This is a genomic window from Emticicia sp. GW821-FHT11C11, assembly GCF_058808615.1.
Window position 1 is genome coordinate 1 of sequence record NZ_JBXARV010000004.1, and the last position, 24,382, is coordinate 24,382.

A 24,382-nucleotide genomic window follows, 5' to 3' on the forward strand; every position below is an offset into this window, starting at 1 on the left:
TATTTGCCTCTCATTTTCCAGTAGCAATTTAAACCTTTTTCCTTATTCTTATTTCTGTTACAAACATACGAGACGTAATGCATTGCGTCTCCATTGGACTATCCACTCAGAAAAATTATTGATAGCCAACACCACAAAATCAATTCCTCTATAACCTCATTCAACGATAAGCCGCATTGCAATGCGGCTCTACTAAATTCAATATATTTCTATCAGATATCACGCCTTCTTTATCCACATCTTCACCAACTTCTCGGCCTCTACTGCCACAAACACACCGAAAGCCAGTAATGCACAGATGCCCAGTTCTTGCCATGATAATGGCTGGGTTTTAAATGCTTTGTTCATAAAAGGTACATATACTACAGCCATCTGTAACAGCAGCGTAAGTAAAACTGAGCCTATCAGCGGCAGATTTGAAAACAAACCCTTTTGCTGAAAAACAGACCGCTCGGTTCTGATGCCTATCACATGCCCCAACTGAGCCAGACTCAGTACCGTAAATACCATCGTCTGCCAGTGTTCGAGTTTCTGGTTGGTAGCCCATGCTTCGGCACCGAGTGTGATAACGGCCATCAGAATACCCATCCACACAATATGATATCCCACACCGTCGGCAAACAGGCTTTGGTTAGGCTCACGCGGAGGCCTTTTCATAACATTGGCTTCAGCTTTTTCATTTGCTAAAGCCAGGGCAGGTAGTCCGTCCGTAACCAGATTAATCCACAGAATATGAATAGGCAAAAGCGGATTCGGCAAACCCAGAAACGGCGCCACGGCTATCACCAGTATTTCAGCGCTGTTACAGGTCATGATATACTTCACAAACTTCCGGATGTTGTCAAAAATCCGCCGGCCCTCTTTAATGGCCTTTACAATGGTTGCAAAATTATCATCTAGTAATATCATGTGCGCAGCTTCTTTGCTCACATCCGTACCGTTGATACCCATCGCAATACCGATATTGGCTGCGCGTAGGGAGGGAGCATCGTTCACGCCATCACCTGTCATGGCCGCAAAATGCCCTTTGGCTTGCAGCGCTTTTACAATTCTCAGCTTCTGGTCGGGCGATACCCGTGCATACACCGCTGTCTTTTCTACCTGCGCTTTGAATTTACTGTCCGACAGTTTTTCCAGTTCTACACCCGTCAGAGCCAGTTCGTCCTCTTCCAGAATACCCAGTTCGCGGGCTATAGCCTGGGCCGTAGCCGGGTGGTCGCCAGTAATCATCACGGGTCTGATACCTGCGGTTTTACATTCGGTAATGGCCACTTTGGCTTCTTCGCGTGGCGGGTCAATCAGCCCGGCCAATCCGGCAAAAATCAGGTTTTTCTCCACGTTTTTCGGGTCAATCTTGTCGGGCAGGCTGTCGAGTATCCGGTAAGCATAGGCCAGTACTCTGATGCCCCTTTTGGCCCAGTCTTCCGATATGTCTCTGATAAGCGTCTCATCTTTTTTGTGGTTGATACTATCGGTAATGGCTTCGCTGGCACCTTTACTTATCACCAGAAACTGATCGTTGTATTGATGAATGGTAGTCATACATTTTCGCTCTGAATCGAACGGAATCAAGCCCACACGCTTGTATTTCTTAAAAAGCGACTGGTATTTCTTATAGCTCAATTCTTCAACTATATGTCCGGTTAGTGCCAGTTCAGTAGCTTCGCCAATGGGTTTTTCAGGTTTTTCAAATTTTACCTCATGATTCAGTAACATACTCAGCTTTAACATCGAAAGGTCATTCTCTTCTGTTTCAATGGGCTGTTCATGCTTCTCTGTCAGATGCATTTTGTTTTGGGTGAGGGTTCCGGTTTTATCACTGCAAATGAAGGTAACCGAACCCAGTGTTTCTACAGCAGGTAACTTTCTGACCAGCACATGCTGTTTGGCTAATCTTGAAGCTCCCCTTGAAAGTGCCACCGTTATAAGTGCCGGGAGCGCCTCAGGGATAGCCGCCACAGCCAGACTGACCGACAGAAGCAGGATATTGAATGGGTCTTCACCACGCACCAACCCTGATACAAAAAGAACAAGACATATACCAAGAATAATATACGATAGGTTTTTGCCGAATCTCGTCATACGGGCTTGTAGCGGAGTAACGGCTTCTTTTTCCTGTAACAGATTAGCTATTTTACCAAGCTCGGTATTCATACCAGTACCGACAACCAGTCCTTCGGCGGCGCCGTTGGTAACCAGCGTACCTTTAAATGCCATGTTGAGCTGGTCGCCCAATGGAATATCTGTTTCTGCTAAGGCATGATTAACCTTATCTACCGGAACCGATTCTCCGGTCAGTGACGATTCATCTATACGCAGCGCGTTTACTTCATAGAGACGGATATCGGCAGGTACCACATTTCCGGCTTCCAACTGCACAATATCACCGGGTACCAGTTCTTTTGATTCTATCATGCGTGGTTGTCCGCCACGAATGACCCGCGTTTGAGTTACACTCATTTTTTTTAGGGCTTCCATCGCTTTTTCAGCCCGGAACTCCTGTATAAAACCCACTACGGCATTCAGAATGATAATTACGAAGATGATAATCGTATCGGCCACATCACCAAAAATACCCGACAACACCGCTGCCCCTGCCAATACCAGTATCATGAAATCTTTAAACTGATTGAGGAATAACACCCAGGGCGGTATTCTCTTTTTCTCCTGTAGTTCGTTGTAGCCTTCCTGTTGTAGCCGGTTGCTTACTTCTGTATCTGACAACCCTTCTTGTGACGTATTAAATTGCTGAAACAGAGAATCGATGTTCTCCCGATAGCGTGGAACAGTTTCTTTCATAAATTTAGTTGTTTTTATTGGATTCGTTCAGTTGGTGGTTTTCTTCTGGTATTACTTGTTGTGTATTATCAATACTAAAAAACAATGGGTATTGTTTTCACCGAAGCCGATTCAAACAATACCCAACAATTTATAAATTATAGCTTTATATTCAAAAATATAATCTCTGCCTATCGTATTTCAAACAAGCATTCACCCGCTGTCAGAGAAGTTATTACCACCGCATTCGAATCGGGCTGAGCTTTTATCACTTTCCCGTTTTCGTATAGTTGTTGGCCATCCGGCAGATGGATTTTTACGGTAGCTGTGCTATTGGCCGGAATCACCAATCGGTATTCAATGCCCTTGTCTGTCCTTCTCCAGGCTGACGTAATCCTGCCCTGTGGGCCATCGTGACTGGCATCAAAGCCTGAAAGGTCTTTCACAAAATGCGGTTCTATCAGTATATTCTTAAAGCCGGGTTTTCTTTCATCGGGTTTGATACCGCCCAATGCCTTGTATATCCAGGCGCCTATTTCGCCAAACATAATGTGATTCATCGAAATATCTGACTTCGCGTCAATCGGCCAGTTTTCATACAGCGTGGTAGCTCCGTTTTTTATCCACCAACCCCACGACGGGAAGGTCTCTTGTGAGGCAACCGTATATGCCAAATCAGCATAGCCGTTTTCGCTCAGAGCATTCAATATTGCCTTCGTGCCTAATAAGCCAACGTCAATATGGTTGCCATCAGTCTGTACTCTCTGTGCCAGATTGGCCGCTACTTTGGCTTTCAGTTCGTCAGGTACAATACCCCATTGCAAAGGCACACTCAACTCGGTTTGTATACCGCTGCCATAGATGCCCTTTTCTTTGTCGAGATATTTGGCATTAATGGCCTCTTTTATTTTCTGAGCCAAATTGGCATAATAGGCAGCATCAGCAGTTTTGCCCAGTAAAGCCGCCGTTTTGGCTACGATAGTGGCATCAACAAAGTAATAGGCCGACGAAGTAAACTCAACCGGCGATTTTGATTTCACCGGCACCCAGTCGCCCAATCCCCAGGTAGTGAGGTGTTTCGGTGCAATGGTTTGTATGTAGTCTACATAGCGTTTCATGTGGCTGTAGTTGTCGGCCAGTATTTTGGTATCACCATAGAACAGATACACATTCCAGGGGATAATGGCAATGGTGCTCGTCCAGTCTGGCCCATTGCCCCATTCGTAGCCCCAACCACCCGTTGGTATAATAGACGGCAGTACTCCGTTGGCCTGTTGCTCGTCGCGGTGGTCGGCCAGCCATTTTTCATACACCGTAATGGCATCAAAATTATACAACCCTGTTTCGCTCGCAATGTGGGCATCACCTGTCCAGCCGTTTTTCTCTCTTTGCGGACAGTCAGTAGGGTATCCGAAAAGGTTCGACAGATAGGCATTATTGGTTGCCCACCAGATTTTGTTCATGGTTGGGTTAGAGGTGGTCACCTGCCCCACAGGTGGCACATCGCTGTGCATAAAATACCCTGTCAGGTTCTCTTTGCTCAGTTGCAAAGGTTTGGCACAGGTAAGCTCTACATATTGAAAACCCTTGTAATTGAAATGCGGCATGAACGTATCCTCTCCTTTGCCACTCAGGGTATAGACATCAACCTGAAACGGATCCTGATTATCGGTAGGACGATAGTGGATATCAATGTTCGACATATCGGCTGAGCCATCCGCATTCAAACGCTCGGCATGTTTCAGTCTGACTACCGTTCCTGCTTCGCCTTTTATCTGTAGTCTGCTGACACCGGATATATTCCGCCCTAAATCAAACAGCCAGGTGGTGTCGTTCAGTTTTTTCATGCTTTGAGCAGGTATTTCTTCCACATTCCTGACCGGAACCATAGCCTGAGCTACTATATTTTGTGAGGGTGAGGTTCTGAAAATAACATCTTTCCAGTTTTTATCATTGAAGTCGGCCGTGTTCCAGCCATCCTGCGCTAAGCGGGCATCCTGATGTTCTGCGGTGTAAATACTATTGAAAATAACAGGGCTCAGTGCTGTTTTCCAGTCTTTGCCACTCGAAATTACTTCAGTAGTACCGTCTTCGTAAGTAATCCGTAAGTCGAGACAGAAGGTTGGCCGACCTCTCCATGGCGCCTCGTGGAAATACCACACGGCTGTTGACTGGTGGTTATACCAGCCATTACCCAGCAATATGCCAATGGCGTTTTTGCCGTTTTGCAGGGCGGCCGTTACATCGTGTGTGACATATAAAGTACGACGGTCGAAACGCGTATACATCGGGTCAAGGCGATGATTACCGATTTTCTGTCCGTTAATGTATAATTCATACAAACCAGCTACGGCCACATAAGCCCTCGCCGATTTGATTTTCTTGTCTGCTGAAAACGCTTTTCTGAAATAGGGGGCAGGTTTGAGGTTGACATCACGGGTGTCACTGATCCAGGCACCTCTCCAGTTTTGCTGGTTCATCATACCTGTTTCAAAATTCGCCACAGTCTGGGTGGTTTTAACACCGTCTTTGTCCCAGAGTGTTACAGACCAGTAATATTTGGTAAAAGGTTGCAGCGCTTTGCCTTTGTAAACTGCCAGCGTATTGCCTGAAACCACCTTTCCGGTGCTCCATTCACTGCCTGTACCGCGGGCAACTTTGGCGGAATCTGTGTCTACTACCAGTTGATAGGCTGTTTGTTTGGCGCCTTTGCGACTGTCAGTCAGTAGCCATGTTAAACGCGGACTAGGGTTATCAATGCCTAAAGGATTCGGGAGGTATTCGCACTTTAAACCGGATGCTTGCGGGTGTGTGATGGCAAAACCATAAGGCCGGGCTATTAATAGAACCAAAGCCAGACCAATTAAGCGCACAGATAATGTCATACAATAGGGGTTGAATTACAGGCCGTAAAAATAGAGATTGTACGGGAATTATGGGCGGTTTATTGGGAAATAATGTTTAATGTTTCGTTTGTTTTCATGTTATTTGATAAGCTCACCGAATGAATTCGGTGGCTATCTAAACAAAGGAATATTAGTATTATGCGCCGACTTAAGTCGGCGTAGCAGATAAAAAACCATTGTTTCATTAGGCGGCGAATTTATTCGACGTGTTCCACAATTATAATATTTAATTACCCCTCCGCCACCGCCAGATTAAAATAAAAAGTACTGCCCATACCTATTTCGCTTTCTACCCCTATGCTGCCATTTTGCGCTTCTATAAATTCTTTACTGATGGCGAGTCCTAGTCCTGTTCCTGATTTATTGCTACCCGGTATCTGGAAATACTTGTCGAAGATTTTATCCTTATACCGTTTTTCTATGCCCTTGCCCTGGTCGCTCACCGAGAAATTGACCAGAGATTCGGCCTGCCTGATTCTGATGGTAATCCTGCTTTGCTCCGGGGAATAATTGATGGCGTTGGTCAGAAAGTTGATTAGTACCCAGGCTGTTTTTTCTGTGTCTGCCTTTACATCCGGCAAGTTTTCTTCTGCTTCGGTCAGCAGGCTGATACTCTTTTGCGCAGCCTGTGTTTTCACCGCATCTGTAGCATACTGCAATATCTGATACGGCGTACTTTTCTGGATATTCAGTTGAATATTCCCCGTTTCTACCTGCGATAAGTTAAGTAATTCACCGGTAATTTTCAGCAGTCGGCGGCTGTCTTCCTTAATGCTCTCTATCAGTTGCTTTTGTTCTTCATTGATAGCTCCTGTCTGTTGGTTTTCCAGCAGTTGCAGACTCATTTTGATAGACGATATCGGGGTTTTCAACTCATGTGAAATGGTGGCAATGAAATTGGTTTTGGCAAAATCGAGCTCTTTGAAAGGCGTAATGTTTTTCAGGATAATTACATGCCCGATCATCCGCTTGTCTTTTTCGCCGGTAGGCACAATGGCTATGTCAATCACTTCTTTTTCGAAATAACTTTCTTTATTATCGGCAAAAATCTTAATGGGCTGTTTTTTATCGCCATTGTCCTGATTTTTAGAGAATACCAGTTCTTTTACTAACGATCGCAGCAAATCATTCATCAGCGATACATCCTGCGCCTGCTGTCCAATCAGTTGTTCGGGTTTCAATCCGGTTACTTTCAGGGCTTCATCATTGGCAAAAAGTATTTTCTTGTTTTCATCCAGGCCAATCACCGGGTCGTGCATGTTGTTAACAAGCGTTTCGATACGCTTTTTCTCAAACAGTAGTTGAGATAAATTACTGTTGTTGTATTCTTCCAGTTTTTCAGCCATGGTATTAAACGAGCGTGCCAGTTCGCCGAACTCACCTTGATCTTCAAAATAAACTCTTTGAGAATAATCATTGGCTGCTATCCGCTTGATGCTGTCGGTAAGTGTCCGGATAGGATTGGCAATATTACCGGGCAGGTTAACCAAAAGGATAAAGGCAATCAGAAAACAGAGTGTACCGGTAATAGCCACCCAGATAGTAGCCGAGGCCGCCGTTTGTTTGGCTACATCGCTTTTACGTTGGATAGCCTCCATATTCAGGCGCATGATTTCGGCGATGTCTTTCCTTATCAACAGATGAGCGGTCCGGTCGAAATGATTGGCTTTTAGCATGGTGAAATGCTCCAATAATTGTCGGGTGGCGTCGCGTTCTCCTATTTCGGTAATGTTCGCGCGTTGCTTACGCAGATTGTCCGCTATTTTTGCTATGGCGCTGCTGTCGGTGGTCAGTTCATCCAATGCCATTAACATATTGCGCGAATACTCCAGCGTATTATAATTGGCTGCCAGAATATTTTCAGTATCATTTTTCAAGGCATTGATGGCCCTTGCTCCAACAAAAGTGAGCAGTGTAATGAGTATAAATAATAGCCCTACGCCGAGGGTCAGTTTGGTTCTTATTTTCATGTTAATTGTAATTATTTTACCTCACCCCAACCCCTCTCCAACAGTAGAGAGGGGCTTTTTCTTTCCTCTCAATTATTAGGGGCAAGGATAGAGTATTTTCCAGATACTATTTGGTTCAACGATGGCCTATACTAATTTTTTTCTCCCCTCCCCACAGTTGGGGAGGGCTAGGGTGGGGTTATGATCCCCCTTTAGGGGTTAGGGGCGTATTCACGACAATATCACCACATCCATATCTGCAAACGACAGTTTCTTCAACAATTCATTGAAAATATTGGTTGATAATATCACATTGAAAAGATTCAGATGCGGTTTGCCGATGCACAGCGTAGTTATCTGCCTTTGTTCAACTACTTCCATAATGCACTTGGCAATATGGCGGTCTTCTACTCTGATAATCTCTGCGCCTAATTGTGTGGCTAATTTAAAATTATTAATCAGATGTCGCTGCTTATCGAGTGCAATTTTATCACTGCTTTCTTTGGGTGTTTGTACATATAGTACGTACCATTTGCTGTTGTAATAACTGGACAATCGAGCTGTTTTTCTGATAACATTCCGGGCGGTTTTTTCATTGCTGCTGATACAGGCCAGAAATTTCTCGTGGCGGATAGCCGTATTTCTCGGAATCTCCATTTCCACCTTTCGTTCCACCTGGCTGGCCACTTCTTTCAGCGCCAGCTCCCGCAATTGCAGTATCTGCTCCGATTTAAAGAAGTTGTTCAGTGCCATTGATATCTTATCAGCAGTGTAGATTTTCCCTTCCTTCAGTCGGGTTATCAGCTCGTCGGCCGTCAGATCTATGTTCACTACCTCATCGGCCAGCCGCACAACATTGTCCGGTATTCGTTCCTTTACCTCAACGCCCGTTATCTCTTTTACTTCTTCGTTCAGGCTTTCAATGTGCTGGATATTCACGGCACTTATCACGTTGATACCCGCCTCCAGAACCTCGAGCACATCCTGCCAGCGTTTTTCGTTTTTGCTGCCCTGCATATTGGTATGTGCCAGTTCGTCAATAATCACTACCTCGGGGCGCAGATTGATAACCGCCTGCACGTCGAGTTCTTCCAGTTCTTTGCCTTTGTAGAAAATCTTCCTACGGGGTATAACCGGCAGACCCTCGAGCAACTCGTGTGTTTCTTTACGGAAATGCGTTTCAATATAGCCTATTTTAACATCAATGCCATTCCGTAGCAAAGAATGGGCTTCCTGCAACATACGGAAAGTTTTGCCTACACCGGCGCTCATACCAATGTAGATTTTGAATTTTCCCTGCCGCGACTTCCGGATTAAATCCAGAAAGTGCTGCACGTTTTCTTCTTTGTTATCCTTGGTTGACATGATGTATAATTCGGGTTCATAAATATACCGTCCCTACGAGACTTAGTTTGATTTTGTCTAGGAATGTCTACATATATATCGTCCCTATGGGACTGAAAAATTTGAGCGTAGTGCCAATTTGATTTTTTGACTATATCCCGTAGGGATAATATATCAGTAGAAAAAAAGGCATTTGCAAACACCAAGTCCCGTAGGGACGATATATTCAAATCGTTTGGCTAATCGTACCCACCACTATACCGTCTCTGTAGGAAGGATGCTTTGGTAGGATGCGATAGCTAGTTTCTATAAAATATCCCGTAGGGATAAAATATCAGTAGAAAAAGGGCATTTCCAAACACCAAGTCCCGTAGGGACGATATATTCAATTAATGCTTTATTCCAACTAAAAACTAAAACAAAAGGCACTTGTTAAATAACCAACCTGATTCTTATCGGCAAATATCCGGTCTTTACTACTGAATATGCGTCCCTCCACACGCCACAAAAGATTCTCAACGATGGCGTAATCCATATTCAGAGAATACCCGAAGGTCTGAAAACCATTGGGTGTGCCGGTGGCAATAATCACCCCGTTTTTATCCTGATAGAACTCTGCTCGGGCAGCTATTCTCAGTTTGTCGTTAGCTGAATAATGCACAATCAACACCGGAGACAGCCATGTATTATACTGACTGCTTTCGGTTGTTTTCTGTTCTGTACCCCAGTCGAATCCTGCTATTAAGCCCAGTCTTTCGTTCAACTGAAACTGTCCGTAAAAATTATTGAAATACCGCCAACGGCTCAGGCTGTCGGGTTGCTCATTACCTGCATAGGTGCTCCAGTTCAGCGTTACCGAGGCATTGGGTTTGTAAGTCAGTTGTGTACCGACGGCAGGTGTCTGATTACCGGGTACCCTCTGAATCCGCTGCCAACCGTTCAGCACCAGTCCGGCCAGATACCATTTTTCATTGGTAGAAGTAAACGACAAGCGAACACCCGATTCATAATATGGTGAGTTTTCAGCCAATATACTTCTGCTCAGATTCCATGAGTCTTTACCAATAGCGCTCTCGAAACCAATGTGCGAGGGCATAATGCCCGCATCGACCCATAAATTGATTTTTCCTGATACTTTCACACCCACGTTGGCTTCATAAACATTTTTCAGAAGCCCCTGCTCGGCAGCCATGTTGTATTGAGCATAAGTACCTGCCATGATACCCACATTCGCTCTTACCTTATCAGTATTATAAGCCACTTTCAATAAACCCAGATTCAGATTGAGCTCGTTGTGCCGGTTGTGGTTGTACAGAAAAGCTGCTTTTTCATGATTACCTGGCTTGCTGAAATCATAACTGAAATAAGTTTCTACATAGCCTGAAAACGTAAGTGGTTTTGTTTCTTGTGCATGGGCGCTCAAAACTAGGAGCGTCAATGCGGTTGCGATTAGTTTTTTCATTTTGTTGTTGTACTTGTTGATTTTAATGTTTTAACCCCTCACCTAACCTCTCCCCAACTGTGGGGAGAGGGACGCAATACCCTCCCCATTGTTGGGTAGGGTGGGGGTTTCCCAAATTCTATTTGGTAGATTTTTTCATACACTACCAGCTTCTCTACAATTATTCATTAAAGCTCTATTTATTTTGATAGCTGACACTTTAAAGAAAGGGCTTAATAATTACAACCCTCCCCATTGTTGGGGAGGGCAGGGTGGGGGCACTTCAACTCATCCAACCCTACATTCAATGCCAGTACATTTACAGCCGCTGGTCCAAACAGACCCAGAAGCGGCTTTTGGGTATGGGATTCAATTAGCGCGAGAATCTTATCTTCAGGAATATGCCTTGTTGTAGCAATACGTTTGACCTGTATTCTGGCTGATTCGGGTGAGATGTCAGGGTCTAAGCCACTGCCGGAAGCCGTTACCATTTCAGCCGTGATGGCCGATTTAGGAACCTGCGGATTATGCACCATAAAAGTGTCGATACGGGTCTGCACGGTAGCAAGATAGTCAGGATTACTAGGGCCTTTGTTACTTCCGGCTGATCCGGCTGAATTGTAGGCAACTGCCGACGGACGGCTCCAGAAATACTTGTCGTCAGTAAACGATTGGCCGAGCAGTTTATACCCAACAGTTTTACCATTTACGGCGATGATTTCTCCTTTGCCTTGATTAGGCGCTAATTGTGCAAATCCGGTGATGATAAGCGGATAGATGACTGCGAACAATACCATGCTCACAAGGGTGAGCCTGATGGCTGATAATATATTTTTCATGATTGTATCAGATAAAAAGTGAAACGGCCAGGTCAATAATTTTGATGCCGATAAATGGCACGATGATACCGCCTAGACCATAGATTAATAAATTACGACGAAGAATAGCGCTGGCACCAATGGGTTTATACGCCACACCTTTCAATGCCAGTGGAATCAATAAAGGAATAATGATAGCATTGAAGATTACCGCCGAAAGAATGGCGCTCTCCGGACTATGCAGCCCCATGATGTTCAGCCCCTGCAAGGCAGGTATGGTAGCAATAAACAGCGCCGGAACAATGGCAAAATACTTGGCGACGTCGTTGGCGATGGAGAACGTGGTCAATGTGCCGCGGGTCATGAGCAGTTGTTTGCCAATCTCCACAATCTCAATCAGTTTGGTGGGGTCGTTGTCCAGGTCAACCATGTTACCAGCTTCCTTGGCCGCCTGCGTACCGCTGTTCATGGCTACTCCTACATCGGCCTGTGCCAAGGCAGGGGCATCGTTGGTGCCATCGCCCATCATGGCTACCAGTTTACCTGATTGCTGTTCTTTGCGGATATACTGCATTTTGTCTTCCGGCTTGGCTTCGGCAATGAAATCGTCCACACCGGCTTTTTCGGCAATGTACTTGGCAGTTAAGGGGTTGTCGCCCGTTACCATCACGGTTTTTACGCCCATTTTGCGCAGACGCTCAAAGCGTTCCTGAATACCTGTTTTGATAATGTCCTGCAACTCAATCACTCCCAGTACTTGGTTATTTTCGGCGACTACCAAAGGAGTACCACCATTGCTCGAAATAGTTTTCACTCTTTCAGCCGTTTCGGCAGGAAATACATTTCCGGCTTTTTCAACCAGTTTTTTGATGGCATCGTAGGCACCTTTCCGAATGCTGGTGCCTTCAAAGTCAATCCCCGAGCTACGGGTTTCAGCCGTGAATTTGATAAAGACCGGCTTCTGAATTTTATAAGTAGATGGACTGATATCTGCCAGTTCAATGATAGACTTACCCTCGGGGGTTTCGTCAGCCATAGAACTGAGTACTGCCGCTTTAATGAAACTTGGTTCATCTATACCTTTTACGGGATAAAAATGCGTGGCCTTACGATTACCGATGGTAATGGTACCTGTTTTATCGAGCAGCAGCACATCAATATCTCCGGCAGTTTCTACAGCCTTACCCGACTTCGTAATCACATTGGCACGCAAAGCTCTGTCCATTCCTGCAATACCAATGGCTGACAGCAGACCTCCGATGGTAGTAGGTATCAGACACACAAAGAGCGAGATAAAGGCTGCAATGGTAATGGGTGTCTGTGCATAATCAGCAAAGGGTTTCAGGGTGACACACACAATAATGAATATCAGGGTGAAAGCCGCCAACAGAATGGTCAGTGCAATTTCGTTGGGCGTTTTCTGGCGACTGGCACCCTCAACTAGGGCAATCATTTTGTCGAGAAAACTTTCGCCGGGCTGGGTGGTAACCATCACCTTTATTTTGTCAGATAATACTTTCGTACCACCTGTTACACTGCTTTTATCACCGCCTGCCTCACGAATCACCGGAGCCGACTCACCCGTAATAGCGCTTTCGTCAATAGTTGCCAGTCCTTCAATAATCTCTCCGTCGGTAGGTATAATATCTCCCGGTTCGCATACAAATACGTCACCTTTTCTGAGTAGGGAAGAGGGTAAGACGTGAATCTCGTTCAGGTACATTTCGCCCACGGTCTGCACTACTTTGGCAGGAGTTTCTTCACGTGTTTTACGCAGGCTGTTGGCCTGGGCTTTACCTCTGGCTTCTGCAAGGGCTTCGGCAAAATTGGCAAATAGCAAGGTTGCCAACAGAATAAGGAACACTATACTATTATAGGCAAAGCTACCCTGATTGTCGACACCAAAGAAGATGGCAATACAGACAATCAGCATAATGAACGTTCCGATTTCGACAGTAAACATCACCGGGTTCCGGAACATGACTCGCGGATTAAGTTTGATAAAAGATTGGCCGATGGCTTCTTTTACCAAAACGCTGTCGAATAACGATGTTTGATTATTTCTGGTCATGAGAATACTTATTTAAATAGAGTAAAATGTTCTGCTAAAGGGCCTAAGGCCAAAGCAGGGAAAAACGAAAGCGCAGCAATGATGGCTATGACGGCGAAAGTCATAATCGCGAAAGTAGAGGTATCAGTTTTGAGTGTTCCGGCACTTTCGGGTATATACTTTTTACCTGCCAGCAAACCTGCAATGGCTATCGGCCCGATGATAGGAAGGTACCTGCTCAGCAGTAACACAATACCCGTACTGATATTCCAGAAAGGATTATTGTCACCCAGTCCTTCAAAACCACTACCATTATTGGCGGCGCTGGAGGTGTATTCATAGAGCATCTCCGAGAAACCATGATACCCCGGGTTGTTGAGCCAGCCTGTCGCATTGCCGTTAAACCACCAGCCCATCGGAGCGTCGTTCGCTGCCAGATAAGCGGCCATAGCCGTACCTGCCAGAATGAGCAATGGGTGAAGAATGGCAATGATAGCGGCGATTTTCACTTCTCTCGCCTCTACCTTTTTACCCAGAAACTCGGGTGTGCGGCCCACCATCAACCCGGATATAAACACACCGAGAATGATAAAGACATAGTAGTTGAGAATACCAACCCCACAACCACCATAAAAGGCGTTAATCATCATAGATAGCATTTGCATCGCTCCCGAGAGCGGCATGCTGCTATCGTGCATACTATTGACAGAACCTGTAGAGATAACCGTGGTAGCGATACTCCAGAAAGCCGAGGCCGCTGTACCGAATCGCACTTCTTTACCTTCCATGCTTCCGGTAGGTTGGGCTATGCCCAGATTCTGAATGGCAGGATTCCCTTTTATTTCAGCAATCACCGTCGGTATGGTCAGAAGCAGGAAGCCTACGGTCATCACACCAAAGATGCTCCAGGCCAGTTTTTTGCGCTTCAGGTAATAGCCCAGCGCAAAAATGAAAGCAAAGGGGATAATCATCTGTGCCATCATTTCAACGGCATTGGTCAGGTAATTGGGGTTTTCGAGCGGGTGTGCCGAATTGGCACCAAAGAAACCGCCTCCATTGGTACCCAGATGCTTGATAGCCACAAAGGCCGCTGCCGGCCCACGCGAAACCTGAACGCTATCTCCTTGCAGGGTAGTGATGGTATCTTTGCTTTCAAAGGTCATTGGGGTACCGTTCCAGGTAAGTATTGCTGCTACAACTATAGATAGGGGCAGAAGTATACGGGTGCAACTCTTTAAGAAATAATTGTAGAAGTTGCCCAGTTTATCAGCCTGACGTTCACGCATAGCATTGAACAGAACAGCCCCTGCCGCCATACCGGTTGCGGCAGAAACAAAGTGCAGGTACATCAGTCCGATTAACTGAGTGAGGTATGATACACCCGTTTCGCCCGAGTAGTGTTGCAGATTACAGTTTACAATAAACGAAATGGCCGTGTTGAAAGCCAGATCGGGCGACATTGACGGATTGCCATCGGGATTCAACGGAAGCCAGCCCTGATTCATCAGCAAAAACATACTCAGGAAGAACCAGACGAAATTAATCCCCAGCAGGGCTGAGAGATGTTCTTTCCAGTTCATCTCTCTGGTGGCATCAATGCCACTGAAACGATAGAAAAGCTTTTCTATGGGATTAAATACAGAGTCAAGAATGGTCTTATCACCCGAATAAACCCGGGCAATGTATTTTCCGAAAGGAATGGCCAGCAGAAGCGTGACCACAAACAAGGCGAGAATGCCTGATATTTCAGTGTTCATAAGATTTAGAATTTTTCGGGTTTAAGCAATACATACACGAGGTATCCAAAAACCAACATCGATAAAATGAATAGAGCTGCCATGGTTTTAAATTTTTTCGAAGAAGTGAATGGATTTGTAACAAAGGCCAAACAGGGCTGTACCGAGAATGATTAAAAGAATCGTTACCATTGTTTTATTAATTTAGTGACGATACCACTGTGCCAATCTTTGTGCCTGTTTGTTTGGTGTACTTGTAAGTAATTGATAGTGAGTGTTTTATTTTGAATAGGCGAGAGGACGCCAACAAAAAAAGCCTATCAAAATGATAAGCTTTTCTCAAAATGGTTTGGTAAACCGGTAGAGTCGCATTGCAATGCGGCTCATTGTCGAATAAAAAATAAACTACTAAAATTTAACAACCGCTAACATCATTTCCTGTTTGAGTACAGTTAAAAATCATATAGAAAATGATGGAAAGTGAAGATGTTCGTCAGATTTTTAATTGTACGAGTTTAAATGATGATGGTTTTTGGTTACTTTTTCCGCAAAAAGTAACAACAGAAGAAGAAAAAGCATTAGTAAATGAATTTTAAACGCAGCATGATTTAAGTCATTTTATTTAGTGTTTTCAAAGATTAATTTTGATTTGAAAACATCTACTTTATGAAACCAACAACAACAATCAGAAACATATTTATCTTCTTATTGGTATTTTTAGGCATAGGCGCCATTGGTGGCGGCGGAGTACTGATTATTGCTCCTGATGGCAGCATATTGGGCATGCCGGTATCTACCTTAGAGGATTCAATTTTTGCTGATTTCTTAATACCCGGGATCATTCTATTTATAGTCCTCGGTGTTATGCCTTGTATTTTAGCGATAGCTCTGGCAAAAAAGACAACCAGTGTGCTGGGAGAACGACTGAATTTTTTCAGAGATATGCTTTGGTCCTGGTCGTTCAGCATCTATGTAGCCTTCGCATTGATTATCTGGTTATTGGTGCAAATGACCATTTTTCAGGCCGTGCATTGGTTGCATATCTTTTATATGTCTTATGCTATTACCATTATTTTTGTGGCCTTACTGCCGCAGGTGAGGGGATTTTATAGGAAATAAGCTACAACCCATATTCCTCAATTTTCCTATATAACGTAGCAATGCCGATTTCGAGTAAGCGGGCGGTTTCGGCTTTGTTTCCTTTGGTGTAGTTCAATACCTTCTGTATATGCAGTTTCTCAATACTGGCCATCGAAAAAGCCGAGAGTGTTCCCTTACTGGCTTGTCGGGGTTGTTGAATATCAAAAGGTAGTAAATCAGCAGTAAGTGTGTGGGAATCAGCCAGAATAACTGCCCTTTCAATAATATTTTTCAGTTCACGTATATTGCCTACCCACTGATAATTTTCAAGCATTACAAGGCATTCATCGTCTATTTTTTCTATGCGTTTGTTGGTTTTGTCGGCAAACTGCCACATGAAATGAGTAGCCAGTAGTTCAATATCTTTTACTCTTTCTCGCAACGGTGGCAGGTGTATCTCAAATACATTCAGCCGGAAGTACAAATCAGACCGGAAATGGTGGGCTTCGTATTCGTGCTTTAAATCGCGATTAGTAGCAGCAATCAACCTGAAATTCGATTTCGTAGGTTTGGTGTCACCCAGTTTGATAAATTCGCTGGTTTCCAGCACCCGCAGCAATTTAGCTTGCAGTTCCAGTGGCATTTCGCCGATTTCATCCAGCAATAATGTACCTCCATTGGCTTCTTCAATCAGACCTTTTTTATCTTTTATGGCTCCCGTGAAAGCCCCTTGTTTATGTCCGAACAATTCGCTCTCCATGATGTCTTTACTGAAAGTGCTGCAATTAAGCATCACAAAGGTTTTCCCCGCCCGCTGACTGGCCTGGTGAATCCCCTGAGCAAAAACCTCTTTACCGGTACCGGTTTCACCTGTCAGTAAAACGGTAGTATCTATAGGTGCCACCTTTCTCGCCAGATCAATGGCCTGCTGTATGGCTTTCGATTTACCGATGATGGCCTCAAAAGAAAATTTTTCACCCACTCGTTTCTCCAAGTCTTTTACTTTCTTTTGCAGCTGTACTTTCTCAATAGCCCTGTGGAGCAGGGGGATAATCTTTTCGTTGTCGTCGCCTTTTACGATGTAGTCAAAGGCACCGTTTTTCATGGCCTGCACGCCATCGCTGATATTGCCATAGGCAGTCAACAGAATCACTTCAACCAATGGATTCGACGCTTTTATCTTAGGTAATAAATCAACCCCATTGCCATCAGGCAGTTTCACGTCAGATAATACCACATCAATCGCCTGTTGTTCCAATTTCTTCAAACCACTCCGGCAATCGCCTGCCTCCACCACCTCAAACCCCTCCGATTGCAGAATACGCGCCAGCAAGGTTCTCAGTTTTTCTTCGTCATCTATAATAAGGATTGTTTTCATTTGGGGGGAGTGCTGACTGAAAAAGATCATCTTTAAATTTATTGCTTGCAAATATAAAGATGAGAAGTTAATATGATTGAATTAAAATGGAATAAGAAGGGTAGGTTTGATTACAGATGAGTCAATTCAAAATTCAATCAATATCTTTACTTATGATTTTTAGAAGTTCTTTTTTGGTAATATTTTCTTCTTCTGATTTATCATATATCGTAACTAAATAAACGATTTCTATATCTTGCTTTTGTTCGATATAATAAGTTATGATACGAAATCCACCACTTTTACCGCCACCCTTACTTTCACTACCTAATCTTATTTTATACAGCCCAGCCCCTAAACTGACGCCAAGCTGTGGATTATCTGTTAACAATTCTGACAAAGTAAATAAATCATTGATTAATGACTTATATTTTTTTGAAAGTCGTTTGAATTCTCTGTCAAATTTGGAAAGAGTCTGAATCTCAATTTTCATTTTCCAATTCTTTAAAAAGCTGTTGAATAGGGCGACCTTGTATCTTGCCTTCTTTTAGCTGTTTCACATCTTTGACAGCACTTTTTAAAGCTTCGACAGAAACCGAAACAGTTTCGTCGTTTCCATTAATAAGCGCTTTTAGTTCTTTCTGAATATTTTCAGGAAGAACTTTGTATTGCTTATATAATATCTCTGCTACGCTCATTGATTTATATTTTTTATTTAATTTAGCGAAAAAGTTTATTAACAAGATAAATTTAGTGTCTTGATTTAGTAATTTCAATTTTTTGTTTGAATTAAATTATACTAAACCTTGAATAGTGAATTCTAATCCTTATGAGAATGTTGTGTATGAATTATCTTAAATTCTAAACTATATCCTTTCGTATCGTTAGTCCACAAGTGCTTTTTTACGGATATTTTAGCCAAAGTTTTATCCATCTTGTAATTTTCAGCATCAACTATCACTTTTTTAATTCTCTCCGGTAGCTGTTCACCAATTGCATTTTCATAAATTATTTCAGCAAATTCTAATAATTTCATTCGAGAGGCAGAATTATTAATAGTGCTATTAAAAATCTTTAAATCTAAATGGAGTTCTGTTGTTTCAAATTGTTTTCCAAGCACCATATAAGTTATAGTATCTGAAAAGAAGGAATCATTTGTTAAATTAAACGGATTTGAAATGGAACAAAACTCATCATCATAATTATTATTATAATTGGACATTTGTATTCCTTTTGAATTTAACAATTCTTTGACTTTGTAAGGTGACCAACCAAGACTTTTGTTTACCACCGGAAAATTTCTCTCGGCTTTTTGAAGAGTTTTAATTAAAGCAATTGCTTGGTCAATTTCTTGACGACTTTGTAAATTCTTTGAAAAGATTATCCTTTTCCAGCGTTCTACTCCCTCTAAGTCAACATTAAATTTAAGCATTGCTTTGAGCATTGCATACCTAAAAACACCTGTAGGTTGAAGATGTATTTTTAAAGCTATAAAAGTATTTTCATACAGAGCATACATAGAGATTCCATACAATAATGGGAGAAACATTAATGACAAGAGCCATGGCACAAAAAATTGAAGTAAAGTGAGCTGATTAAGATAGTCTTTGTAGTGATAAAAAAAATGAATCATTATTACGATTAATGAAATTAATCCCATGAACGATACTGTTTTATTTGCAAAACCATGAACTTGTTTCTGCTCTGGTTTACGAGCGCTAAATGCTAATATTCCTCCAATAATTATTGATAAAGGTACCATTAGCAATTCTATCAATAAATTAAAAGTATAAAGCCCAAAGATATACTCAAATATTATTGAAAACGCTATCAAAGGTTTAACTATTTGTTCTACGAATTTTTTAAAACTATCGGTTTTAACAGCATTGTACATTAATGGAAGAGCTACGAATATTATCCACATAATTGTGTCTTTAATTAGTGAGGTATCCCATATTTTGATTTTATACAATACAACTACGCACATAAAAGTATGGGTAATTGCAATCAAATAACCATAGACAAAATACTTATTAAAGAAGTTTTTTACTATATTTAAAAAAGATGGTCGAGTCTCTTTGTTGTAAAAAAGAAATAAAAGAAGAAGTGATCCCCATAAGAAATAAGCAATTTCTCGACTATTAAACATAATATCACAAGTTTTAAGATTGTAGATTCTTCTTAAAAAATACGAATTCTGTGAGTTGTTATTATGAAGCATTTAGCACTTTAAATGGTGAAGGCTGAGAAAAATAACTGATATTTTATATCCAAATCTCAAACCAAGCCTGAATCAAACCATTCACCTCCCCACCCCCCAAAAAAGAGCATTCTTGAAAAGTGTAGTATAAGCCTCATTATCAAACAACTCCGGTGAGTGGCCCATGAAAATATATACATTGCGGGCTTTCATGGCTGGGTTGGTCCATATCACCGGGTGGTCGCCCATTTTTATTTTAGTGTCGGGGGTATATGTGGTTTCATCCACACTGGCTATTACACGTACATTTCCGCGCGGACTTTTATTGTAGGTGTACCACTCTTCTTTGTTAATGCGGAAGGGCGTGGGCACACCTTTCATAATCGGGTGTTGTTTGTCTTCAATGTTTACGGTCCCGGCCACAAACGTAGCAATGTAGTTTTTATATCTGATGCCCCCCATGAAATCAGAAAACCATTGCCACATGGGGTATCCGTCAAATTCTCCCAGCAACGTAGCATGATGAAAGCCTATCCAGCCGCCTTTGCCTTGCTCAATGTACTTGATGAACGCCGCCGCTGCTTTTTCCTTCCAGCCGTAAGGGGGGTAGTCAAGTTGTATAAACAATTGATATTGGTTCAGAAAAGCCTCATCAATGGCATCGGTGTTATGTATATAATCAATCGTAAAGCTGCTGTCGGCCGCCAGTTTGTCCAGCCATACCTTTGCACGGGTAGAGTACTGAATATGATGCCCGCCGTTTTCAGCTAAAGCCAATACCCTGAACCGGGTTTGGGTAAAGGCTGAGTGGCTGAGAATAGAAAAAAATATAAGGGTAAATAGAGGTTTCATGATAGTGTATACTGCGTCTTTTATTTTATTTGTGATTCAGCGAATAAATTCGCTGGCTATCGAAACAAAGGTATTTTCTATTATGTATCACCGACTTAAGTCGGTGAAGAACATAAACATTCCTTTGTTCAAATAGCCACCGACTTAAGTCGGTGGCTATTTGAACGAAAACCTATTTTTCCCTCCCTGCCCAAAGTACCGCATCTCTCACCAGCGTGTAATAGTTCTTATCTTCGCAAAGTGACGCATCGTGGCCTATACCTATATATATCGTATGTGGATACCGTTCATTACACCAGATAAGCGGGTGGTCGCCCATGGGTTTGTTTTGTGTATAAGTGGTTTCATCTGCCGTGGCCAGCACCCTTACGGCGCCTCGCGGACTTTTGTTAAACTCATACCATTCGTCAGATACTTCCATTTCGGCGGGCAGGTGCCTGGTGGTAGGATGTTTCCGGTCTTCAATCTTCAGTGTGCCTTTCTGAAATTTCGGGTGGGGCGAATAAGCCACACCACCCATAAAATCTTCAAACCATTGCCAGTAAATCCGTCTGGGCGACTTAAACATATCTCCGGTTAATCCGGCTGCGTGAATCCCCACCCAGCCACCACCTTTTTCAATGTATTTCTGTAAGGCTTCCTGCTGGGCCTGCGACATATCAAACGGTGCCAGATGCAACTGTACAAATAGGCTATACCGTGCCAGATTTTCGTTGTTTACCAGACTGGTGTCGTCAGTAAAAGTGAGCTCAAAGTTATTTTCTGCTGCCATCTTTTCAAAGAAAGGCCGTGCGGCGGCAATCATTTTCAGATGATCTTTTGCCTTCGATGCTACCACCAACGCCTTAAATTTAGGCTTATGTGATAAAGACCAAAAAATTGCCGGAATGGCAATGAGATAACAAAACTTTAATAAGCGTGCCATTGACTTTTTGCTTAAAATTATCTATTTTATAAAGGTTTTTATCGACAAACGGGGCATTTTTTAAGGAATTATTAATTTTCTTAAATAGGTATAACGCCTGGAATTGAGTAACTTCGCTTTTACCACCAAAGATATAACATATGCGCAAAGAAAAAGAAAATGTTTTCCTTCGACTTCCTAAAATCTTTCTGAATCTAGTACTTTCGTTTTTCATTGGAGACGGAAGTAAAACCGACGAACGTTCTAAGTACCAGCACGCGAAAGAAATCCGTGAGGCAAAGGTTACTATAAAAAGACAGGTAAGAGATTTTTTCCTTATTATTCTGGGGGTACTGTCAGCCGGTTTCGGCCTGGATGGTTTCCTGTTACCCAATCATTTTATTGATGGCGGCGCCGTGGGTATATCCCTCTTAATCCGTGCAGTAACCGACTATCCCTTATCCATCATCCTTCTTCTGGTTAATATACCTTTTATTATATTAGGTTTAAAAATTGTCAGTAAAGAATTTGCCATTAAAACTGCCCTGGGTATTCTAGCCCTTTCGTTGGCTGTTGCCCTTATCCCGTATCCTGAAATCACACACGACAAACTCCTTACTTCCGTTTTCGGCGGATTCTTTCTTGGTCTTGGTATCGGTATGGCCATGCGTGGTGGTGGCGTAATAGACGGAACCGAGGTCTTAGCCATTACCCTCAGCCGCAGAACCAGCATGACCATTGGTGACGTAATCATGCTTATCAACGTGGTCATTTTCTCTGTGGCAGCTTATGTGTTGTCAATAGAAACGGCTCTTTATTCCATGCTTACCTACTTGTCTGCCTCAAAAACTGTTGATTTTGTAATTGAAGGTATTGAAGAGTACACAGGCGTTACCATCATATCGCTCAAACCCATGGAAATGAAGAAAATGATTATAGAAGAAATGGGCCGTGGCGTAACCGTCTACAAAGGTGAGAGAGGCTTTGGTAAAACCGGTTATACCGAGGGCGACATGAAGATTGTCTATACCGTTATCACCCGTCTGGAGGTCAGTAAACTCAACCTTGAAATAGAGAAAATAGACCCCAATGCATTCGTAATCATGACCAGCATTAAAGACACCAAAGGCGGTATGATCAAAAAACGATCGGTACCTCACTAGAATTAATTCAAAAATATAATCCGGTTTGTGTAATTTTGTGCCTGATAGAACTATCAGGCACTTTATTTTTATTATTAGCATGGCTACTATTTTACCTGTAAAAGGAGTAAGCCCTACCTGGGGCGACAATTGCTGGTTTTCGCCCAATGCCACCATCGTTGGCGATGTCACTATGGGTAAAGACTGCACCATCTGGTTTAACGCCGTGGTGCGCGGCGATGTGAACGCCATCATCATGGGAGACAGGGTGAATGTTCAGGACGGAGCCATCATCCACTGCACTTATCAGAAAACCAGAACCATCATTGGTAACAACGTAAGCATAGCGCATAATGCCATAGTGCATGGCTGCACCATTGAAGACAAAGTGCTGGTAGGCATGGGAGCCATTATTATGGATGGCGCCGTGATAGGCACAGGCTCTATTATAGCAGCCGGAGCCATCATAACTCAAAATACAGTAGTGCCGCCGAATTCAATTTATGCGGGGAATCCGGCTAAATTTCTGAAATCGGTAACACCGGAGCTGGAAGAGGTTTTTATGCGGACGGCAAACAATTATGTGATGTATGCCGGGTGGTTCAAAGAGCAGGCAGAAGAGTAATATAATTGTGCATATTTTAGTCTGAACTGATACAAATCTGTTAGAATGGTCTAAAAATACGGGTTTTTTGTGCCTGTTTTCTTATAAATAGCTATATTTGTTGTTTTAAAACGACTCAAGGGGTGGAGTACGCAAGCTTAGGTGATGACATATTGGTCAAATTGATGAGTTCGGATGATAAAGAGGCGTTTGAAGAGATTTATCGTCGGTACTGGCGTAAATTATTTCAGAAAGCGCAGCGGAAAATCTTTTCAAAAGAGATTGTTGAAGAACTTGTGCAGGATATCTTCGTAAACCTTTGGGAAAAACGTACTACTTACAACATCCAGACCCTGGGACCCTATCTTTTTACTTCGCTTAAGTATCAGATAATCTCACATATCAAGAAACAGGTATTGCAGGAAAAATTTGTTGCGCATGCCGTCAATGAGGGAGATGAAGAAGAAAACAGCCTGGAAGAAAAAATAGCATACGACGACCTGTCGCAGTCTATCAGAAAGGCCATGGAGCAACTGCCTGAAAAGACCCGCCAGATTTTCAACCTCAACCGCCTGGAAGGTAAAAGTACCCGTGAAATAGTAGAAATGCTCAATATACCAGAGCGCACTGTCGAATACCACATATCGCAGTCGCTTCGTTTTATGCGCGAGCACCTGAAAGAATTCCTTACATGGGGGCTGTTGTTGTTTCTTAAATGATTGCGCAAAGGGCGAAGAGCAGAGGGCATGGGGCGGAGCAAAGGTTGAAGGGCGAAGAGCAGAGGGCATGGGGCGGAGCAAAGGTTGAAGGGCGAAAGAGCAGAGGGCATGGGGCGGAGCAAAGGTTGAAGGGCGAAAAAGCAGAGGGCATGGGGCGGAGCAAAAGGTGGAGAGCGAAAAAGCAGAGGGCATGGGGCGGAGCAAAAGGTGGAGAGCGAAAAAGCAGAGGGCATGGGGCACTTAGAGTTAGAATTAGCTATTGTCGCGAAGTACACTAGGTAACACAAGGATTCACAATCACCAAAATACGATATAAATACTTTCATCATTATTCTTTTCGTTTTTCAACTTTCGATATAGTCCTTTTTAACTTGTACTTTTTCTGTTTTCCCTTTTTCCTTTCATCGTTCTCCCTTCTACTTCCTGATTTCCCCTTTGCCCTCCGCCCCATGCTCTCTGCCACATATAACTTTTTAAAGAATTTTTTATAAAAGCATTGTTT

21 protein-coding genes are annotated in these 24,382 nt (G+C 43.1%); 6 read left to right on the forward strand and 15 right to left on the reverse strand.

Annotated elements, in window-relative coordinates; all coding sequences use genetic code 11:
- Window positions 1-219: 219 nt before the first annotated feature.
- From AC1RRY_RS19825 to kdpF, 9 genes are all read right to left on the reverse strand, one after another.
- Complete coding sequence (locus AC1RRY_RS19825) at window positions 220-2,799, reverse strand: cation-translocating P-type ATPase (protein ID WP_492823800.1); 2,580 nt, start codon at window positions 2,797-2,799, stop codon at window positions 220-222.
- A 170-nt stretch (window positions 2,800-2,969) separates the two neighbouring features.
- Window positions 2,970-5,663: an alpha-L-rhamnosidase gene (locus AC1RRY_RS19830; RefSeq protein WP_492823798.1), complete on the reverse strand. Its 2,694-nt coding sequence runs from the start codon at window positions 5,661-5,663 to the stop codon at window positions 2,970-2,972.
- Between the two features lie 251 nt (window positions 5,664-5,914).
- A complete protein-coding gene (locus AC1RRY_RS19835) occupies window positions 5,915-7,654 on the reverse strand; it encodes a sensor histidine kinase (RefSeq protein WP_492823797.1) in 1,740 nt (579 codons plus the stop codon).
- 210 nt (window positions 7,655-7,864) lie between these two features.
- Window positions 7,865-8,998, reverse strand: a complete 1,134-nt coding sequence (locus tag AC1RRY_RS19840; RefSeq protein ID WP_492823796.1) for a sensor protein KdpD — start codon at window positions 8,996-8,998, stop codon at window positions 7,865-7,867.
- Between the two features lie 385 nt (window positions 8,999-9,383).
- Window positions 9,384-10,439, reverse strand: a complete 1,056-nt coding sequence (locus AC1RRY_RS19845) for a porin (RefSeq protein ID WP_492823794.1) — start codon at window positions 10,437-10,439, stop codon at window positions 9,384-9,386.
- A 212-nt stretch (window positions 10,440-10,651) separates the two neighbouring features.
- Window positions 10,652-11,260 carry a K(+)-transporting ATPase subunit C gene (locus AC1RRY_RS19850; protein ID WP_492823818.1) on the reverse strand — a complete coding sequence of 203 codons (609 nt, stop codon included), beginning with the start codon at window positions 11,258-11,260 and terminating at the stop codon, window positions 10,652-10,654.
- A 4-nt stretch (window positions 11,261-11,264) separates the two neighbouring features.
- Entirely contained in the window at window positions 11,265-13,307 is a 2,043-nt protein-coding gene (gene kdpB, locus AC1RRY_RS19855) for a potassium-transporting ATPase subunit KdpB (RefSeq protein ID WP_492823792.1), read from the reverse strand.
- 8 nt (window positions 13,308-13,315) lie between these two features.
- Window positions 13,316-15,043 carry a potassium-transporting ATPase subunit KdpA gene (gene kdpA, locus AC1RRY_RS19860; protein ID WP_492823790.1) on the reverse strand — a complete coding sequence of 576 codons (1,728 nt, stop codon included), beginning with the start codon at window positions 15,041-15,043 and terminating at the stop codon, window positions 13,316-13,318.
- A 5-nt stretch (window positions 15,044-15,048) separates the two neighbouring features.
- Window positions 15,049-15,126, reverse strand: coding sequence for a K(+)-transporting ATPase subunit F (gene kdpF / locus AC1RRY_RS19865; RefSeq protein ID WP_492823816.1), 78 nt, complete (start codon window positions 15,124-15,126; stop codon window positions 15,049-15,051).
- A 366-nt stretch (window positions 15,127-15,492) separates the two neighbouring features.
- Here kdpF and AC1RRY_RS19870 point away from each other — a divergent pair, with 366 nt between their 5' ends.
- Both AC1RRY_RS19870 and AC1RRY_RS19875 read left to right on the forward strand, forming a co-directional pair.
- Window positions 15,493-15,618, forward strand: coding sequence for a hypothetical protein (locus AC1RRY_RS19870; RefSeq protein ID WP_492823788.1), 126 nt, complete (start codon window positions 15,493-15,495; stop codon window positions 15,616-15,618).
- Window positions 15,619-15,688: 70 nt separating this feature from the next.
- Complete coding sequence (locus AC1RRY_RS19875; RefSeq protein WP_492823786.1) at window positions 15,689-16,141, forward strand: hypothetical protein; 453 nt, start codon at window positions 15,689-15,691, stop codon at window positions 16,139-16,141.
- Window position 16,142: 1 nt separating this feature from the next.
- Here the strand turns inward: AC1RRY_RS19875 and AC1RRY_RS19880 are convergent, their stop codons facing one another.
- The 6 genes from AC1RRY_RS19880 to AC1RRY_RS19905 all read right to left on the reverse strand — a co-directional run bounded on the left by AC1RRY_RS19880 (window position 16,143) and on the right by AC1RRY_RS19905 (window position 21,436).
- A complete protein-coding gene (locus AC1RRY_RS19880; RefSeq protein ID WP_492823784.1) occupies window positions 16,143-17,480 on the reverse strand; it encodes a sigma-54-dependent transcriptional regulator in 1,338 nt (445 codons plus the stop codon).
- 133 nt (window positions 17,481-17,613) lie between these two features.
- A complete protein-coding gene (locus AC1RRY_RS19885) occupies window positions 17,614-17,952 on the reverse strand; it encodes a type II toxin-antitoxin system RelE/ParE family toxin (protein ID WP_492823782.1) in 339 nt (112 codons plus the stop codon).
- Complete coding sequence (locus AC1RRY_RS19890) at window positions 17,942-18,157, reverse strand: hypothetical protein (protein ID WP_492823780.1); 216 nt, start codon at window positions 18,155-18,157, stop codon at window positions 17,942-17,944. Before AC1RRY_RS19890 ends, AC1RRY_RS19885 begins: the two co-directional genes overlap by 11 nt.
- Window positions 18,158-18,279: 122 nt before the next feature.
- Window positions 18,280-19,608 carry a hypothetical protein gene (locus tag AC1RRY_RS19895; RefSeq protein ID WP_492823778.1) on the reverse strand — a complete coding sequence of 443 codons (1,329 nt, stop codon included), beginning with the start codon at window positions 19,606-19,608 and terminating at the stop codon, window positions 18,280-18,282.
- 153 nt (window positions 19,609-19,761) lie between these two features.
- A complete protein-coding gene (locus AC1RRY_RS19900; protein ID WP_492823776.1) occupies window positions 19,762-20,511 on the reverse strand; it encodes a ThuA domain-containing protein in 750 nt (249 codons plus the stop codon).
- 172 nt (window positions 20,512-20,683) lie between these two features.
- Window positions 20,684-21,436 carry a ThuA domain-containing protein gene (locus AC1RRY_RS19905; RefSeq protein ID WP_492823774.1) on the reverse strand — a complete coding sequence of 251 codons (753 nt, stop codon included), beginning with the start codon at window positions 21,434-21,436 and terminating at the stop codon, window positions 20,684-20,686.
- A gap of 140 nt (window positions 21,437-21,576) precedes the next feature.
- Here AC1RRY_RS19905 and AC1RRY_RS19910 point away from each other — a divergent pair, with 140 nt between their 5' ends.
- The 4 genes from AC1RRY_RS19910 (at window position 21,577) to AC1RRY_RS19925 (ending at window position 24,158) form a co-directional block, all read left to right on the forward strand.
- The gene (locus AC1RRY_RS19910; protein WP_492823772.1) at window positions 21,577-22,578 is read left to right on the forward strand and encodes a YitT family protein; all 1,002 of its coding nucleotides are present in this window, start codon (window positions 21,577-21,579) and stop codon (window positions 22,576-22,578) included.
- Between the two features lie 79 nt (window positions 22,579-22,657).
- Window positions 22,658-23,182 carry a gamma carbonic anhydrase family protein gene (locus AC1RRY_RS19915; RefSeq protein WP_492823770.1) on the forward strand — a complete coding sequence of 175 codons (525 nt, stop codon included), beginning with the start codon at window positions 22,658-22,660 and terminating at the stop codon, window positions 23,180-23,182.
- Window positions 23,183-23,304: 122 nt separating this feature from the next.
- Window positions 23,305-23,880: an RNA polymerase sigma factor gene (locus tag AC1RRY_RS19920; protein ID WP_492823768.1), complete on the forward strand. Its 576-nt coding sequence runs from the start codon at window positions 23,305-23,307 to the stop codon at window positions 23,878-23,880.
- Window positions 23,877-24,158: a hypothetical protein gene (locus AC1RRY_RS19925; RefSeq protein ID WP_492823766.1), complete on the forward strand. Its 282-nt coding sequence runs from the start codon at window positions 23,877-23,879 to the stop codon at window positions 24,156-24,158. Before AC1RRY_RS19920 ends, AC1RRY_RS19925 begins: the two co-directional genes overlap by 4 nt.
- Window positions 24,159-24,382 lie beyond the last annotated feature (224 nt).

Coding starts and splice junctions, on each gene's coding strand:
- AC1RRY_RS19825 (WP_492823800.1), bottom strand. CDS start 2,799: ATGAAAGAAACTGTTCCACGCTATCGGGAGAACATCGATTCTCTGTTT.
- AC1RRY_RS19830 (WP_492823798.1), bottom strand. CDS start 5,663: ATGACATTATCTGTGCGCTTAATTGGTCTGGCTTTGGTTCTATTAATA.
- AC1RRY_RS19835 (WP_492823797.1), bottom strand. CDS start 7,654: ATGAAAATAAGAACCAAACTGACCCTCGGCGTAGGGCTATTATTTATA.
- AC1RRY_RS19840 (WP_492823796.1), bottom strand. CDS start 8,998: ATGTCAACCAAGGATAACAAAGAAGAAAACGTGCAGCACTTTCTGGAT.
- AC1RRY_RS19845 (WP_492823794.1), bottom strand. CDS start 10,439: ATGAAAAAACTAATCGCAACCGCATTGACGCTCCTAGTTTTGAGCGCC.
- kdpB (WP_492823792.1), bottom strand. CDS start 13,307: ATGACCAGAAATAATCAAACATCGTTATTCGACAGCGTTTTGGTAAAA.
- kdpA (WP_492823790.1), bottom strand. CDS start 15,043: ATGAACACTGAAATATCAGGCATTCTCGCCTTGTTTGTGGTCACGCTT.
- kdpF (WP_492823816.1), bottom strand. CDS start 15,126: ATGGCAGCTCTATTCATTTTATCGATGTTGGTTTTTGGATACCTCGTG.
- AC1RRY_RS19870 (WP_492823788.1), top strand. CDS start 15,493: ATGATGGAAAGTGAAGATGTTCGTCAGATTTTTAATTGTACGAGTTTA.
- AC1RRY_RS19875 (WP_492823786.1), top strand. CDS start 15,689: ATGAAACCAACAACAACAATCAGAAACATATTTATCTTCTTATTGGTA.
- AC1RRY_RS19880 (WP_492823784.1), bottom strand. CDS start 17,480: ATGAAAACAATCCTTATTATAGATGACGAAGAAAAACTGAGAACCTTG.
- AC1RRY_RS19885 (WP_492823782.1), bottom strand. CDS start 17,952: ATGAAAATTGAGATTCAGACTCTTTCCAAATTTGACAGAGAATTCAAA.
- AC1RRY_RS19890 (WP_492823780.1), bottom strand. CDS start 18,157: ATGAGCGTAGCAGAGATATTATATAAGCAATACAAAGTTCTTCCTGAA.
- AC1RRY_RS19895 (WP_492823778.1), bottom strand. CDS start 19,608: ATGTTTAATAGTCGAGAAATTGCTTATTTCTTATGGGGATCACTTCTT.
- AC1RRY_RS19900 (WP_492823776.1), bottom strand. CDS start 20,511: ATGAAACCTCTATTTACCCTTATATTTTTTTCTATTCTCAGCCACTCA.
- AC1RRY_RS19905 (WP_492823774.1), bottom strand. CDS start 21,436: ATGGCACGCTTATTAAAGTTTTGTTATCTCATTGCCATTCCGGCAATT.
- AC1RRY_RS19910 (WP_492823772.1), top strand. CDS start 21,577: ATGCGCAAAGAAAAAGAAAATGTTTTCCTTCGACTTCCTAAAATCTTT.
- AC1RRY_RS19915 (WP_492823770.1), top strand. CDS start 22,658: ATGGCTACTATTTTACCTGTAAAAGGAGTAAGCCCTACCTGGGGCGAC.
- AC1RRY_RS19925 (WP_492823766.1), top strand. CDS start 23,877: ATGATTGCGCAAAGGGCGAAGAGCAGAGGGCATGGGGCGGAGCAAAGG.